Origin of the sequence: Sphingomonas trueperi, assembly GCF_040545665.1 — a bacterium.
Taxonomy (GTDB): domain Bacteria; phylum Pseudomonadota; class Alphaproteobacteria; order Sphingomonadales; family Sphingomonadaceae; genus Sphingomonas; species Sphingomonas trueperi_B.
In genome coordinates this window covers 39,900-53,037 of the sequence record NZ_JBEPMH010000009.1, presented here as the reverse complement: position 1 = coordinate 53,037, position 13,138 = coordinate 39,900, and the positions used below count along the sequence as shown (strand labels likewise).

The 13,138-nt window shown below is 71.8% G+C and carries 17 protein-coding genes; all 17 read left to right on the top strand.

Features of this window, described 5'->3' with window-relative positions; all coding sequences use genetic code 11:
• The first annotated feature begins 17 nt into the window (after window positions 1-17).
• Window positions 18-1,043 carry a phage major capsid protein gene (locus ABIC65_RS21305; protein ID WP_354311452.1) on the top strand — a complete coding sequence of 342 codons (1,026 nt, stop codon included), beginning with the start codon at window positions 18-20 and terminating at the stop codon, window positions 1,041-1,043.
• A gap of 16 nt (window positions 1,044-1,059) precedes the next feature.
• Window positions 1,060-1,326, top strand: a complete 267-nt coding sequence (locus ABIC65_RS21300) for a spike base protein, RCAP_Rcc01079 family (RefSeq protein ID WP_354311451.1) — start codon at window positions 1,060-1,062, stop codon at window positions 1,324-1,326.
• A 139-nt stretch (window positions 1,327-1,465) separates the two neighbouring features.
• Window positions 1,466-2,686: a hypothetical protein gene (locus tag ABIC65_RS21295; protein ID WP_354311450.1), complete on the top strand. Its 1,221-nt coding sequence runs from the start codon at window positions 1,466-1,468 to the stop codon at window positions 2,684-2,686.
• 10 nt (window positions 2,687-2,696) lie between these two features.
• Entirely contained in the window at window positions 2,697-2,819 is a 123-nt protein-coding gene (locus ABIC65_RS21290; RefSeq protein WP_354311449.1) for a hypothetical protein, read from the top strand.
• Window positions 2,820-2,851: 32 nt separating this feature from the next.
• Window positions 2,852-3,418, top strand: a complete 567-nt coding sequence (locus ABIC65_RS21285; protein WP_354311448.1) for a head-tail connector protein — start codon at window positions 2,852-2,854, stop codon at window positions 3,416-3,418.
• Complete coding sequence (locus ABIC65_RS21280) at window positions 3,403-3,612, top strand: hypothetical protein (protein WP_354311446.1); 210 nt, start codon at window positions 3,403-3,405, stop codon at window positions 3,610-3,612. The genes ABIC65_RS21285 and ABIC65_RS21280 overlap by 16 nt, the downstream gene beginning before the upstream one ends.
• Window positions 3,609-4,010: a tail completion protein gp17 gene (gene gp17, locus ABIC65_RS21275; RefSeq protein ID WP_354311445.1), complete on the top strand. Its 402-nt coding sequence runs from the start codon at window positions 3,609-3,611 to the stop codon at window positions 4,008-4,010. The genes ABIC65_RS21280 and gp17 overlap by 4 nt, the downstream gene beginning before the upstream one ends.
• A gap of 168 nt (window positions 4,011-4,178) precedes the next feature.
• Entirely contained in the window at window positions 4,179-4,586 is a 408-nt protein-coding gene (locus tag ABIC65_RS21270; protein WP_354311444.1) for a phage tail protein, read from the top strand.
• Entirely contained in the window at window positions 4,583-4,897 is a 315-nt protein-coding gene (locus tag ABIC65_RS21265) for a gene transfer agent family protein (RefSeq protein ID WP_354311443.1), read from the top strand. The genes ABIC65_RS21270 and ABIC65_RS21265 overlap by 4 nt, the downstream gene beginning before the upstream one ends.
• Window positions 4,894-5,088 (top strand): phage tail assembly chaperone, encoded by a 195-nt coding sequence (locus tag ABIC65_RS21260; RefSeq protein ID WP_354311441.1) that lies wholly within the window; start codon window positions 4,894-4,896, stop codon window positions 5,086-5,088. The genes ABIC65_RS21265 and ABIC65_RS21260 overlap by 4 nt, the downstream gene beginning before the upstream one ends.
• On the top strand, window positions 5,081-5,647 hold the full coding sequence (locus tag ABIC65_RS21255) for a tail tape measure protein (RefSeq protein ID WP_354311440.1): 567 nt from the start codon (window positions 5,081-5,083) through the stop codon (window positions 5,645-5,647). Before ABIC65_RS21260 ends, ABIC65_RS21255 begins: the two co-directional genes overlap by 8 nt.
• The gene (locus ABIC65_RS21250; RefSeq protein ID WP_354311439.1) at window positions 5,647-7,905 is read left to right on the top strand and encodes a DUF2460 domain-containing protein; all 2,259 of its coding nucleotides are present in this window, start codon (window positions 5,647-5,649) and stop codon (window positions 7,903-7,905) included. Before ABIC65_RS21255 ends, ABIC65_RS21250 begins: the two co-directional genes overlap by 1 nt.
• Entirely contained in the window at window positions 7,902-8,708 is an 807-nt protein-coding gene (locus ABIC65_RS21245; RefSeq protein ID WP_354311438.1) for a DUF2163 domain-containing protein, read from the top strand. The genes ABIC65_RS21250 and ABIC65_RS21245 overlap by 4 nt, the downstream gene beginning before the upstream one ends.
• Window positions 8,705-9,091 carry a peptidoglycan endopeptidase gene (locus tag ABIC65_RS21240; RefSeq protein WP_354311436.1) on the top strand — a complete coding sequence of 129 codons (387 nt, stop codon included), beginning with the start codon at window positions 8,705-8,707 and terminating at the stop codon, window positions 9,089-9,091. The genes ABIC65_RS21245 and ABIC65_RS21240 overlap by 4 nt, the downstream gene beginning before the upstream one ends.
• Window positions 9,091-11,253 (top strand): phage tail protein, encoded by a 2,163-nt coding sequence (locus ABIC65_RS21235; protein ID WP_354311435.1) that lies wholly within the window; start codon window positions 9,091-9,093, stop codon window positions 11,251-11,253. Before ABIC65_RS21240 ends, ABIC65_RS21235 begins: the two co-directional genes overlap by 1 nt.
• On the top strand, window positions 11,250-11,753 hold the full coding sequence (locus ABIC65_RS21230; protein ID WP_354311433.1) for a DUF2793 domain-containing protein: 504 nt from the start codon (window positions 11,250-11,252) through the stop codon (window positions 11,751-11,753). Before ABIC65_RS21235 ends, ABIC65_RS21230 begins: the two co-directional genes overlap by 4 nt.
• 108 nt (window positions 11,754-11,861) lie before the next feature.
• Window positions 11,862-12,983: an OmpA family protein gene (locus ABIC65_RS21225; RefSeq protein WP_354311432.1), complete on the top strand. Its 1,122-nt coding sequence runs from the start codon at window positions 11,862-11,864 to the stop codon at window positions 12,981-12,983.
• The last annotated feature ends 155 nt before the right edge of the window (window positions 12,984-13,138 follow it).

Sequence of the window (13,138 nt, the reverse complement as noted above, 5' to 3'; positions counted from 1 at the left end):
TTGAGCGGGAGAAGACCATGGATGCGATGGAAACGAGCTTCGAACAGGTGACGCTGCCGCCGGTGCGGCCGATGCTGGCGGGCGGGCGGCCGGTGTCGAGCGCGGCGTTCGACGGCTATCTGCGCGGCGGCGTGGAAACCAAGGCGCTGTCGGGCAATAGCGGCGGCGAGGGCGGCTATGCGGTGCCGCGCGAGATCGACGCGCAGATCGACGTGACGCTGCAGGCGATCTCGCCGATCCGGGCGATCGCCAACGTCGTCAAGGTGGGGTCGAGCGGCTATCGCAAGCTGGTGGCGAGCGGCGGCTTCGACAGCGGCTGGGCCGCGGAGACCGCCGCCCGCCCGATCACCGCGACGCCGACCTTCAACGAAGTCGCCCCGCCCTTCGGCGAACTCTATGCCAATCCGGCGGCGAGCCAGGCGATGCTCGACGACGCGATGTTCGACGTGGAAAGCTGGCTGGCCGGCGAGATCGCGCGCGAGTTCGCCCAGGCCGAGGGGACCGCGTTCGTGAACGGCAGCGGCACCAACCAGCCCAAGGGCTTCCTCGCGGTGCCGACCTCGACCGCGGCGGATGCGGCGCGCGCCTTCGGCACGCTGCAATATCTCGCCACCGGCGCGGCGGGCGCCTTCGCCGCGAACCCGGAGGAGAAGCTGATCGACCTGGTCCAGTCGCTGCGTGCGCCCTATCGCCAGGGGGCGAGCTGGGTGATGAATTCGGCGACGCTCGCGCGGATCCGCAAGTTCAAGACCAGCGACGGCCAGATGCTCTGGCAGCCCGGCATCGCCGCGGGCCAGCCGGCGACGCTGCTCGGCTATCCGGTGGTCGAGGCCGAGGACATGCCAGACATCGCCGCCAACGCCTTCTCGGTCGCCTTCGGCAATTTCCAGGCCGGCTATCTGATCGCCGAGCGCGGCGACACCCAGCTGCTCCGCGATCCCTATTCGAACAAGCCCTTCGTCCATTTCTACGCGACCAAGCGGCTGGGCGGCATGGTGAGCAATTCGGAGGCGATCAAGCTCCTCAAGTTCGCCGCGAACTGAGCCGGAGGAGGAACCAATGGCAGACAGTTTCGCGAACCGCGCCGACCATGTCGCGGCCCCGGCGACCTCCGCGATTCCCGTGGTGCCGAGCGACACCGTGGCGCTGACCGACATTCCCAAGGCGCTCTATGTCGGCACCGGCGGCACGGTGACGATGCGCGGGGTCAACGGCAGCGTCGACACGGTGTGGAAGAATGTCGCGAACGGCACGATCCTGCCGTTCCGCGCGCGCTATGTGCGGGCGACCGGCACCAGCGCCGCCGATATGCTGGCGCTCTACTGATGGATGGGCTTTCGCTATCCATCCCGGCGGTGGCGCGCAGACGCGTGCCCCCGCCGGCGGGGGCCGGTCTCTCGACGCGGGTCGACCGCACCACCAGCACCGTGGATTCCACGCTGCGCAGCACCGACAGGAGCTGAGCATGGCCAAGCAGAGCATCAATGTCGGGTCCGTCGCCAATGACGGCACCGGCGATACCGAGCGTGCCGCCTGGATCAAGGCGAACGCCAATTTCGACGAACTCTATGACGGCGCCGCGCGGGCGCCCAAGATCGAGAAGACCGCCGCCTATACGGCGTCGAGCGACGATTGCGGCAGCTCGATCCGCGCCGATGCGAGCGGCGGCGGCTTCGCGGTCACCCTGCCGGCGAGCGCGGTGCGCGACGGCGACTTCCTCCGCGTCCACAAGGGCGACGCCAGCAGCAACCGGGTGACGGTGCGCAATGCCGCGGCAAGCGACCTCGCCTGGCTGTCGGCGCAGGGCGACGCGGTGTGGTTCGTCTGGTGGAAGGGCGCGTGGGAGGCGTTCGACTGGCGGATCGCCCCGCTGCGGATCGTCTATGCCAGTTCGGGCACCAGCACCCGGCCGCCGCTGGCGAGCGGGCTGGAGGTGACGGCGATCGGCGGCGGCGGGGGCGGCGGCTCCGGCCGCTGCGGCGCCAGCGCCTCGATCCGCACCGGGGGCGGCGGCGGGGGCGGCGGCATGGTGCAGCAGCTGCGCTTCGCCGCCGCCGCGCACGGCGCAACCGAATCGGTGACCGTGGGGGCAGGCGGTAGCGGGGGCCCCTCGCCGGGTACCGCTGCCGCCAACGGCACCGCCGGCGGCACGGGCGGGGCAAGCCTGCTGGGCGCGCTGGTCCGTGCCGATGGCGGCAATGGCGGCGGTGCGGGCCAGGCTGCGAATGCCGGCGGCGGCGCCGCGCTGGCGATCGGCACCTTCGGCGCGCTCGGCGGCGGCGGGGCAAGCGCTTCGAGCACCACCGCGGGGGTCGGCGGCAACGGCGCGACCGGAGGCGGTGCCGGGGGCGCCAGCATCGATGCGGGCAATGTCGCACGGCTCGCTGCAGCCGGGGGATCGGGATCGAACCACGCCGGTTCGCCGCTCGCGGGTGGGGCTGCGGGCACGGCGAGCAGCGCTGCGGGCGGGGCCGGGGCTGCCGCTGATCCTGCGCTGCATTCCGGCGGCGCGGGCGGTGGCGGCGGCTATTCCGGAAATCTGACCGGCAATGGCGGCCCGGGCGGCACCGGCGGTGCGCCCGGCGGCGGCGGCGGCGGGGGAGGCGCCTGTGACGCCGGCTTCGCCCCCGGCGCGGGCGGCAATGGCGGGCGCGGCGAAGTGCGCGTCACCTGGACCTTTGGCTGAGGCGCGGGCGATGGCAGTCTATCGGGTGATCGAGGCGGGCGCGGTGGTCAACCGGATCGAGTGGGACGGCACGTCCCCCTACGACCCTGGGGAGAACCGGACGCTGGAGGCCGAGGCGGAACCCTCCGCTTAAGCCGGGCGCAAACCAACAGAGGGAGAAGAACCATGGACGCACCGCCCTTTCCGGCGGCGGCGATCGCGAGCGCGTGCGCGGCGGTGAAGGACTATCTGCGCATGGCGAACGGCACCGACGATGCCGCCGTCACCGCCGCAGTCCAGACCGCGCTGGCGCTGGGCGAGGCCTTTACCGGCACCGCCTGGATCGCGCGGCAATGGCAGGCCTGGCTCGGCCGCTCGCCCGATTGGCAGCGGCTGCCGGTGGCGCCGGTCACCGCGATCGGCGCGGTCGAGACGGTCGATGCCGCGGGCGCGGCGACGGCGATGCCGGTGGCGGCCTACACCATCGATCTGGATGCGCGCGGCGAGGGCTGGGTGCGGCTGGCGCCGCCGACGCTGCCGACGCGGGTGCGCGTGACCTTCGTGGCGGGCACTGCGCCGGGCTGGGAGAACCTGCCGCCGCCGCTCGCGCAAGGCGTGGTGCTGCTCGCGGCGCATCTTCTCGAGGCGCGCGGCGACGCATCGGTGCCGCCGGCGGCGGTGGTGGCATTCTGGCGGCCGTGGCGGCGGCTGCAGCTGATGGCGGGGGCGCGGCGGCAATGCTGGACCAGCTGAAGGCGCGCGCCGAAGCCACCGGTCGCGCGGCGGCCACGGATGCGGCCGGGCGGCTGGCCGAACGCGTCCGCGACGCGGTGCCGGGCGTGTCGGTGGCGGTCGAGGGCAGCGCGGTCACGCTGTCTGGGCGGGGGCTGTGGCGGCGCTGGCTCGCCGATCCGGCGCTGCGCTGGCTGGGAGGGCTGTTGCGATGAGCCCGCAGGAAGCGATCACCGCGGCACTGCGCACGGCGCTGGCCGCCACGGGTGCCTTGTCGACGCCGGTCAACGGCGTGTTCGACGCACCGCCGCAGCGCGCGGTTCGGCCCTATCTGCTCGTCGACGAGGCGATGCTGACCGACTGGAGCACCAAGGACCAGGACGGCCGCGAGGTGCGCACCGCGGTGCTGGTGCGCGATTCCGGCGCGACGCGGCAGCGGGTGCGGGCGCTGGCGGCGGACGTCGAGACGGCGATCGCGGCGATGCCCGCGGCGCTCGGCGGCGGCTGGCGCATCGTCAGCCGAGCGCTGGTCCGCACGCGGTTGGTGGACGAGGGCGCGAGCGGGGTGACCGCGGTGGTCGAGCACCGGGTGCGGATGCTGCGGGGCGTGTGAGGGCCCCCTCCACCACGCCGCTGGCGCGGCGCGGTCCCCCTCCCCCGCTTCGCGGTGGAGGAGACGCTATCCGCATACGGGTTTCCTCTCCCGCGAAGCGGGGGAGGGGGACCGCCGCCGAAGGCGGTGGTGGAGGGGGCAACCCCCCAACAACAACAGGAGACGAACATGGCAGCGGAAAAAGGCAGCGCCTTCCTGCTCAAGGTGGGCAATGGCGCGACGCCGGTGGTGTATGCCACCGTGGCGGGGCTGCGGACGACGCAGCTTTCGGTGAACGGCGAGGCGGTGGCGATCACCAGCAAGGATTCGGGCGGCTGGCGCGAGCTGCTGTCCGGCGCCGGGGTGCGATCGGTGAGCGTGTCCGCCGCGGGCGTGTTCACCGGATCTACCGCCGAGGTACGGGTCAAGGCCAATGCCCTGGCCGGCACGCTCGACGATTATCGGCTGAGCTTCGAAAGCGGCGAGACGATGACGGGCAAGTTTCTCGTCACCAGGCTAGACTATGCCGGCGATTTCAACGGCGAGCGCAGCTACACGCTGAGCCTGGAAAGCTCCGGGCCGATGGTGAGCGCGTGACCGGCGCGGCCAACCCGGTGCGCGGCGAGGCGATGCTGCGGGTGGGCGGCGTGCCGCTCGTCCTGCGGCCGAGCTTCGAGGCGCTGGTCGCCGCCGAGGCCGAACTGGGCCCGCTGTTCGCGCTCGTCGAGCGCGCGGCGGCCGGGCGGCTCGCGCTGGGCGAGATGGTCGCGTTGTTCTGGCATTGCCTCAAGGCGGTGCCCGAGGGGCTGACGCGCGAGGCGTTTTCGGAGGGCGTGGCCCAGGCCGGGCTGGTGGCGGCGACGCCGGCGCTGAAGGCGCTGATCGGCCAGATCCTGGCGGGGCGATGACGTCCTTCGCCGAGGCCGCCGGGCGGCTGGCCGGGCTGGCGGGGCTCGCCTTTGGCTGGAGCCCCGATCGGTTCTGGCGGGCGACACCCGCCGAACTCGCCGCGCTGCTGGCGGCGGCCGCGCCCGAGGCGGGGGAACCGCCGAGCGCCGACCTGATCGCAAGATTGCAGGAGCAATTTCCCGATGGATGAGGAAATCGAACGGCTGGTGGTGTCGGTGCGTGCCGATACCGCCGGCTTCGCGCGCGACGTCGACGCGATGCGCGGCACGCTGGAAGGGCCGCTGGCGACCGGCGTCGACAAAGCAGGCAAGACGATCGAGACGACGCTGCTGCGCGCGGTGCAGACCGGCAAGCTCGGCTTCGACGATCTCGCCAAGATTGCGATCCGGGCGCTGGAAGAGATCGCCAAGTCGGCGATGGGCGTCGGCTTTCCCTCCAGCCGCGGGGCAGGCGCCGAGGGCGGTGGCGGCGTGCTCTCGCTGCTCGGCGGGCTGCTGGGGCTGCCCGGCCGCGCGACCGGCGGGCCGGTGAGTCCCGGCAGGCCGTATTGGGTCGGCGAGCGCGGGCCCGAGCTGTTCGTGCCGACCAGCGCGGGGCAGGTCGCGCCCACCGGCGGGCAAAGCGGCGGGCGCGACGTGCGCGTGTCGATCGCCGTCAACGCCGCCGCCGATGCCGCGCCCAGGGCGCTGGCGCAATCGAGCCGGCAGGTGGCGCGGGCGGTGCGCTCGGCGCTGGCGGGGCTCGACTGATGGGCTGGTGGCTCGCCGCGCGGCGGCGCGACCAGGCGACCGGCGTGATCAGCCGCTTCGATCCGGCCTATTGGACGGTCAACTTCCCCCGTCCGATGATGGCGAGCGTGGTGACGACGGCACCCGATGCGCTGCGCGTCGACCTGGTGTTCCAGCGGCGCGGCGATCTGGCCGGGCTGATCTGGGAGGCGGAGGACCGCTGGGACCATCCGCTGCTTGCGTACGCGACCGATCGCGATTTCCGCGGCTGCACGCTGCGGTTCCGCTGGCGGTCCTCGGGGGTGATCGCGCTCGACGCGGTCAACGGCCCGGTGCTGACGATCGAGGGGCGCGACGAAGGTGGTGCGCCGCGATCCTGGTATGTCCGGCTGTGGAACTATGCCAGCGGGTCGCCCGGCGATGCCGAGGTGGTGCTGGATTTCTCCAAGGTGGCGGGGGGCTTCCTGCTGCCGGGCGAGGCGGATCCGGTATGGGCCGGCGATATCGACCGGATGTTCGTCTCGCTGGTGCCGCCGGGCTATGTCGCGGGGGATACCACGGCGCTGGCGGCGGCGAGCGAGGGCTGGGTCGAGCTGACCGACATCGCCAGCGACGGGCCGGGATCGGTGCTGGCGATCGGCGACGTGGTGGTGCCCGAGCACGGCCTGTCGATCGCGACCGGCTATGACGACGGCTACAACCAGACGCCGGCGCGGCTGCTGCGGAACATCCTGCAGCTCGGCTATCGCGGCGACATTCTCCATTATGTCGGCATGAGCCATTATTTCCGGCTCGAGCCCGCCTCCGGGGGCTTCTATGCGAGCCTGGCCGGCGGAGCGCTCAACCGGGCCTGCGCGGCCTGGCATGCGGACTTTGCCGCGCGGGCGAAGGCGCTCGGCTACGGCGTGATCTGGTCGCTGAGCTACGAGCTGCTCGACCAGCATTGCTGGGGCGACTGGAAGCAGCGCGCCGCCGACGGCAGCCCGGCGCTGACCGGCTGGAGCCCAGCCTCGACGCTGCTCTCGCCTGCCCATGGCGGGGCCATGGCCTATCTGAGTTCGGTGGCGCTGGCGTTCGTCGGAATCGCGCAAGCTGCGGGGCTGCCGGTCAAGTTTCAGGTCGGCGAGCCCTGGTGGTGGGTGATGGCCGATGGCCGGTTGTGCATCCACGACGCCGCGGCGCAGGCGGCGCTGGGTAATCCCGCGCCGCAGAACCTCAAGGGCGCGGTGAATACGGCGGTGCTCGATGCGGCGGGGACGTTGCTGGCGGCGTCGACGCTGGCGTTGCGCGACGCGGTGAAGGCCGCCGCGCCGGGGGCGCAGCTGCTGCTGCTCGCCTATCTGCCGACCGTGCTCGATCCCGCGATGCCCGAGGCGAAGCGCGCCAATATGCCGCTCGGCTGGGCCTCGCCCGCCTTCGATGTGCTCCAGCTCGAGGATTATGACTGGGCGGCGGCGGGCAATGCGGCGGCCTCGGAGCGGGCGGTCGCGGCGGCGCAGGCGCGGCTCGGCTATCCGGCGGCGCGGCAGCACAATCTCGCCGGTTTCGTGCTGCGCGCCGAAGACCGGCGCCAGTGGCGCGCGATCGCCGAGGCGGCCGAGCGCGGCCGCGCGCGCGAGGTCGCGGCGACCTTCGTCTGGGCGCTGCCGCAGGTGGCGCGCGACGGTTTCACCCATTTCGACCAGGAGGCGGAATTGACGCCCTTCGACGACGTGTCCTTTCCGATCGCGCTCGGCCGCGAGGCGGAAGTGATCCCCGAGTTGTCGACCGCGATCGTCACCAGCGCGGGCGGCGCCGAGCGGCGCAACGCCGCCTGGGCGCAGGCGCGGACCCGCTACGATGTCGGGCCCGGCGTGCGCGCCGAGGCGGACATCGCCGCGCTGCTCGGCTTCTACCGCGCGCGGATGGGCCCGGCGCGCGGGTTCCGTCTGCGCGATCCGTTCGACTATGACGCCAAGGACCAGGTGATCGACACCGGCGACGGCCAGACCGCGCGCTTCCAGCTGGTCAAGAGCTATGGCGACACGGTGCGGCGGATCACCAGGCCGGTGGCGGGCACGGTGGCGCTCAATCTGAACGGCGTCGCGACCGCGGCCTTCACCCTGGGCGAGGGCGGGGTGGTGACGCTCGACGTCGCCCCTGCCGCGGGCGTGAAACTCACCGCCTCCTTCCTGTTCGACGTGCCGGTTCGCTTCGCCGAGGACCAGTTGCGCGTCAGCCGCGCGACTTTCCTCGCCGGCGCTGCCGCCTCGGTGCCCCTGGTGGAGATCCGCGAATGAGCTGGCTCGAAGGCACGCTGACCACCGTCACCCTGTGCTGGCGAATCGAGCGGCGCGACGGGGTGACGATCGGCCTCACCGCGCACGACCGCGACCTGCTGATCGACGGCGTGCTCTACCGCGCCGCGCCGGGGATGACCCCCAGCGCGGTCGAGCGCAGCGCGACGCTGGAGGCGGACAGCATGGACGTGCACGGCATGCTCTCCGGCGACGCGATCTCGGAGACGGACCTGCTCGCCGGACGCTGGGATTTCGCCCGCGTCGCGCTGTTCGCCACCGACTGGACCGCGCCGGGCGAAACCGTGGCGCTGGGCGAGGGCACGATCGGCGCGATCGAGACCCGCGACGGCGCGATCACCGCCGAGATGCGCGGGCTCACCGCCGCGTTCGACGCGCCGGTGGCCGAGGCGACCTCGCCGGATTGCCGCGCCGCGCTGGGCGACGCGCGCTGCCGGGTGGCGATGGCCGGGCGGCGACGTTTCGCGCGGGTGACGGCGGTGGCGGACGCCGTGGTGACGCTGGACGCCGTGGAACCTACCGCCAATGCCTATGGCAATGGCCGGCTGCGCTGGTTCGGCGGAGCGAACGGCGGGCTGGAGGATGCGATCGCCGCGTCCGAGGGCAATCGCGTCACCCTACGCCGCCCGCCGCGCTTCGACGGGGTCGGCGCGCTGGTGCAGCTGATTGAGGGCTGCGACGGCCGGTTCGAGACCTGCTCGGGCCGCTTCGCCAACGCCGCCAATTTCCGCGGCGAGCCCTTCCTGCCGGGCACCGACCTGCTCACCCGGTATCCGGGCGCATGAGTGGCGTAGCGGTGGTCGCGGCGGCGCGGGCGGCGCTCGGCGCACCCTTTCGGCTGCACGGACGCGACGTGGCGACGGGGCTCGACTGCGTCGGGTTGGCGGCAGTGGCGCTCGGGCGCGGCGCACCTGCCGACTACCGACTGCGCACTGGCGATGCGGTTGGGGCCGCGGCGCAGCTGCGGGCTGCGGGGCTCCTTGCGGTCACGGAGGCGCAACCCGGCGACCTGCTGCTGTGCCGCAGCGGCCCCGGGCAGCTGCACCTCGCGATCCGCTGCGAGGACGGAATCATCCATGCCGATGCGATCGCGCGCCGCGTGGTCGAGCGGCCCGGCCCGGTGCCCTGGCCGGTGCTGAGCTGCTGGCGTCTGGGGGAGGAAGGCTGATGGCGACGGTAGTGCTGACGGTGGCGGGCGGGCTGATCGGCGGCCCTTTCGGGGCGAGCCTGGGCGGGCTGATCGGCGGTGCGATCGATCGCCAGCTGCTGTTCAAGCAGGGCCCGCGCGAGGGGCCGCGGCTCGCCGATCTCCGCGTCCAGACCTCTAGCTACGGCACCGCGGTCCCGCAGCTGTTCGGGACGATCCGCGTCGCCGGCAGCGTGATCTGGGCGACCGACCTGATCGAGCATCGCGCGACCGAAGGCGGCGGCAAGGGGCGGCCCTCGACCACCTCGTACAGCTACACCGCGTCCTTCGCGGTGGCGCTGTCGACACGGCCGATCCAGGACGTGGGGCGGATCTGGGCAGATGGCCAGCTGCTCCGCGGCGCGGCCGGGGACTTCAAGGTGCGCACCGGCTACCGCCTCTATACCGGCGCGGAGGATCAGCCGGTCGACCCGCTGATCGCGTCGATCGAAGGCATGGCCACGGCGCCCGCGCATCGCGGCACCGCCTATGCGGTGTTCGAGGACCTCGAACTCGCCACCTTCGGCAACCGCATCCCCCAGCTGAGCTTCGAGGTAATCGCCGATGCGGAACCGGTGCCGGCCGGCAGCGTCGCCCAGGCGCTGGGGGTGGCGGCGGAGGGCCTGGCCATGCCGCTGGGCGGCTTCTCCGCGCAGGATTCGCTGCGGACCACGCTGGATGCGCTGTGCGCGGCGACCGGTGCCTGGGTGCAGAGCGACGGCGCTGCCCTGACTCTGCGGACCGGCACGGGGGCGGCGCGGGCGATGTCCGATGGCGGAGTCGGCGCCGATGCCCAGCCCACCGGCCGCGGTGTCCGCGCAATCGCGGCGGCGGATGCAGCCCCGCGCCGGCTGAGCATCGGCTACTATGATCCCGCCCGCGAGTATCAGGCGGGCGTGCAGCAGGCCTCGCGCCAGGGCATCGGCACGCGCGAGACGCGGATCGACCTGCCTGCCGTGCTCGATGCCGGCGCGGCCAAGGCGATGGCGGCCGGCGCGCTGGCGCGGACCGATCTGTCCCGAGAGCGCCGCACGCTGACCGTCGGCTGGGAGGCCCTGACGCTCGCCCCCGGCGCGCGTATCACCATCGACGGCGCGCCCGGACAATGGCGGGTGGATCGCTGGTCGCTCGAGAACATGGTGGTGAAGCTCGAATGTGTGCCGATCGCCGAGGCACCGCTATCGGGCGCGGCGAGCCCGGGCCGTTCGGTCACCGCACCCGACGCGCAACGGGGCAGCACGCTCCTGCGCCCGTTCGAGCTGCCGCCGCTCGACGAGGTCGCGGCAACGACGCCGAACCTGGTTGTCGCCGCCGCCGGCACCGGCAGCGGCTGGCGCCGCGCCGCGCTGCTGGCGAGCACCGATGGCGGCGCGCGCTGGGCGCCGGCAGGGGACACCGCCTATCCGGCGATCCTCGGCACGGTGCGGGTGCCGCCGGGCCCGGCGCGTGCGGCGCTGATCGATCGCGCGAGCTATGCCGAGGTGGAGCTCGCCCGCGCCGACATGGCGCTGGCCAATGCGGACCTGGCGGCGCTCGATGCCGGCGCGAACCTGGCGATGCTGGGCGACGAACTGCTCCAGTTCGGCCAGGCGGAAAGCCTTGGCGGCACGCGCTGGCGCCTGTCCCGGCTGTGGCGCGGGCGGCGCGGCACCGAGGCCGCGATCGGTACCCAGCAGGGCGGCGACCGCTTCGTGCTGGTGACGCGCTACACGCTGAAGGCGCTCGACCTTCGCGTTGCGATCGGCGGAACCGTCCAGTTGCTCGCACAGGGGCCCGACGACCCCGTCGATGCGCCGGCGGCCACCGCGAGCGTGACCGGCATTTCGCTGCTGCCGCCCTCGCCGGTGCAGCTTCGTGCGAGTCGACAGGGGCAGACCACGCAGATCGGCTGGGCCCGGCGCAGCCGGCTCGGCTGGGCGTGGCGCGACGGCGTTGACGTGCCGCTCGGCGAGGAAAGCGAGCGCTACCAGGTGGAGATCGTGCGCGGCGGGGAACGCAGCGTGCTGACGCTGGATGCGCCCGGGCTCACGCTCTCCGCCGCCGACCGCGCGCTGCCGCTCACCCTGTCGGTGCGGCAGATCGGTACGCACGGCCTGTCCCCCGCCGCCCAGCTTTCGCTTCTCAGCCTTGGAGACGACCAATGACCGTATCGCCGACGCCGCGCCTGGCGCTGCCGCTGCTCGAACCCGGGCAGGCGCAAAAGGAGATGTTCCACAACGAAGCCCTTGCGCTGCTCGACATCGCGACGCAGGCGGCCGTCGTCGCGGCGATGGTCGACGTGCCGCCCACGGCGCCGACGATAGGCCAATGCTGGATCATCGGTGCTGCACCGCAAGGTGCGTGGGCCGGGCAGACACGCAAACTAACAGGTTGGACCGAAGGCGGCTGGCGGTTCGTTCCGCCGCGCGACGGGATGCGCGTGTGGGTTGAAGCGGATCAGGCGCTTGCGTTCTACAGCGGCGGAGAATGGTACCAAGGGCGTACCTATGGAAGACTTTTTATAGAGGGCCAACAGGTAGTTGGGCCTCGGCAGCCGAATGTGGTGGAACCGACGGGGGGCACGACGGTTGACGCAGAGGCGAGAAGGGCGATCTCTGCGGTCGTGCAAATGTTGCGCCAACACGGGTTGATCGGAGTCGATTAACATGTGACGTTTGTGCAACAGTCCGCGGGTTTGTGCGCTTGCGCCGAAACTTTGGTTTGAGTAGTGAGTTTGGCCTGTCCGTTAGGACGACCATGAAAGGGGATTATGATGCGGAAGCTTGCCGTCACTTTGGCGCTCGCCACGACCGCGCTCAGCACGCCCGCCTTTGCCCGCGACGACGCGTGGTATGTGGGTGTTGAAGGTGGCGCGATGCTCGTCGAGGATATTCACTTCGACGTCGGCGCCAGCCAGGATGCTGTGACGCAGAACAACCATGTCGGCTACGACGTCGGCGGCGAAATCGGCTACGATTTCGGTCCGTTCCGTGCGGAAGCCGAAGTCAGCTATCGCCGCTCGCGCGTCGACAGCGCACGTAGCGCCGTTGCGCTTGCGACCAGCGCCTTCCCGGCGCCTGCAGGCAACTTTGATCAGGCGAGCGGCAACACGTCGGCTCTCTCGTTCATGGTGAACGGCCTGCTCGACTTCGGTGACGACAACGGCCTGCAGGGCTTCGTCGGCGGCGGTGCGGGCGTTGCTCGCATCAAGGATCGCCTGCGCGTTTCCGGCCCGGCCGACACGCTGAACGATTCGGACACCGTGTTCGCTTGGCAGGCGCTGGCCGGCGTTCGCGCGCCGATCAACAAGAACGTCGACGTGTCGCTGAAGTACCGCTTCTTCAACGCGCCGGACGTCAAGCTGGTCGACATCGGTGGCAACCAGTGGAAGGGTCGCTATCGCTCGCACAGCCTGCTCGTCGGCCTGACCTACAACTTCGGTGCGCCGGAAGAGCCCGTCGCTCCGCCGCCGCCGCCGCCGCCGCCGCCGGTTGCTGAGCCGGCTCCGCCGCCTCCGCCGCCCCCGGCTCCGGAAGCCAAGGTCTGCACGCCTGGGCCGTACATCGTGTTCTTCGACTGGAACAAGTCGGACATCACGCCGGAAGCAGCGAGCATCCTGGACAATGCGATCAGCAACTACGCCGATTGCAGCAACACCAAGGTTGTCATCGCCGGCTACACCGACCGTTCGGGTTCGGCGAGCTACAACGTTGGTCTGTCGCAGCGTCGCGCTGACACGGTCCGCAGCTACATGGGTGGCAAGGGTATCCCCGACGCCGCAATGTCGGCTCAGGGCTTCGGCGAGAGCAACCCGCGCGTTCCGACCGCCGACGGCGTTCGCGAACTCCAGAACCGTCGCGTGGAAATCACCTACGGTCCGGGTTCGGGCATGTAATTGCCGCCTTCCCGCAAGGGATGGAAGCAAAGAGGGGAGACCGGGCAACCGGTCTCCCTTTCTTTTATGTGCGGCGCGGGTGGTGGACGCTTCGCATCCTCGGGTAGCATCCTGATTCAGGGTGAAGAGGGCGCGCCGTCCTTCCCTTGCGTCAT

Coding starts and splice junctions, on each gene's coding strand:
- ABIC65_RS21270 (WP_354311444.1), top strand. CDS start 4,179: ATGGCAGCGGAAAAAGGCAGCGCCTTCCTGCTCAAGGTGGGCAATGGC.
- ABIC65_RS21290 (WP_354311449.1), top strand. CDS start 2,697: ATGGCAGTCTATCGGGTGATCGAGGCGGGCGCGGTGGTCAACCGGATC.
- ABIC65_RS21230 (WP_354311433.1), top strand. CDS start 11,250: ATGACCGTATCGCCGACGCCGCGCCTGGCGCTGCCGCTGCTCGAACCC.
- ABIC65_RS21225 (WP_354311432.1), top strand. CDS start 11,862: ATGCGGAAGCTTGCCGTCACTTTGGCGCTCGCCACGACCGCGCTCAGC.
- ABIC65_RS21260 (WP_354311441.1), top strand. CDS start 4,894: ATGACGTCCTTCGCCGAGGCCGCCGGGCGGCTGGCCGGGCTGGCGGGG.
- ABIC65_RS21285 (WP_354311448.1), top strand. CDS start 2,852: ATGGACGCACCGCCCTTTCCGGCGGCGGCGATCGCGAGCGCGTGCGCG.
- ABIC65_RS21235 (WP_354311435.1), top strand. CDS start 9,091: ATGGCGACGGTAGTGCTGACGGTGGCGGGCGGGCTGATCGGCGGCCCT.
- ABIC65_RS21295 (WP_354311450.1), top strand. CDS start 1,466: ATGGCCAAGCAGAGCATCAATGTCGGGTCCGTCGCCAATGACGGCACC.
- ABIC65_RS21300 (WP_354311451.1), top strand. CDS start 1,060: ATGGCAGACAGTTTCGCGAACCGCGCCGACCATGTCGCGGCCCCGGCG.
- ABIC65_RS21255 (WP_354311440.1), top strand. CDS start 5,081: ATGGATGAGGAAATCGAACGGCTGGTGGTGTCGGTGCGTGCCGATACC.
- ABIC65_RS21280 (WP_354311446.1), top strand. CDS start 3,403: ATGCTGGACCAGCTGAAGGCGCGCGCCGAAGCCACCGGTCGCGCGGCG.
- ABIC65_RS21305 (WP_354311452.1), top strand. CDS start 18: ATGGATGCGATGGAAACGAGCTTCGAACAGGTGACGCTGCCGCCGGTG.
- gp17 (WP_354311445.1), top strand. CDS start 3,609: ATGAGCCCGCAGGAAGCGATCACCGCGGCACTGCGCACGGCGCTGGCC.
- ABIC65_RS21240 (WP_354311436.1), top strand. CDS start 8,705: ATGAGTGGCGTAGCGGTGGTCGCGGCGGCGCGGGCGGCGCTCGGCGCA.
- ABIC65_RS21245 (WP_354311438.1), top strand. CDS start 7,902: ATGAGCTGGCTCGAAGGCACGCTGACCACCGTCACCCTGTGCTGGCGA.
- ABIC65_RS21250 (WP_354311439.1), top strand. CDS start 5,647: ATGGGCTGGTGGCTCGCCGCGCGGCGGCGCGACCAGGCGACCGGCGTG.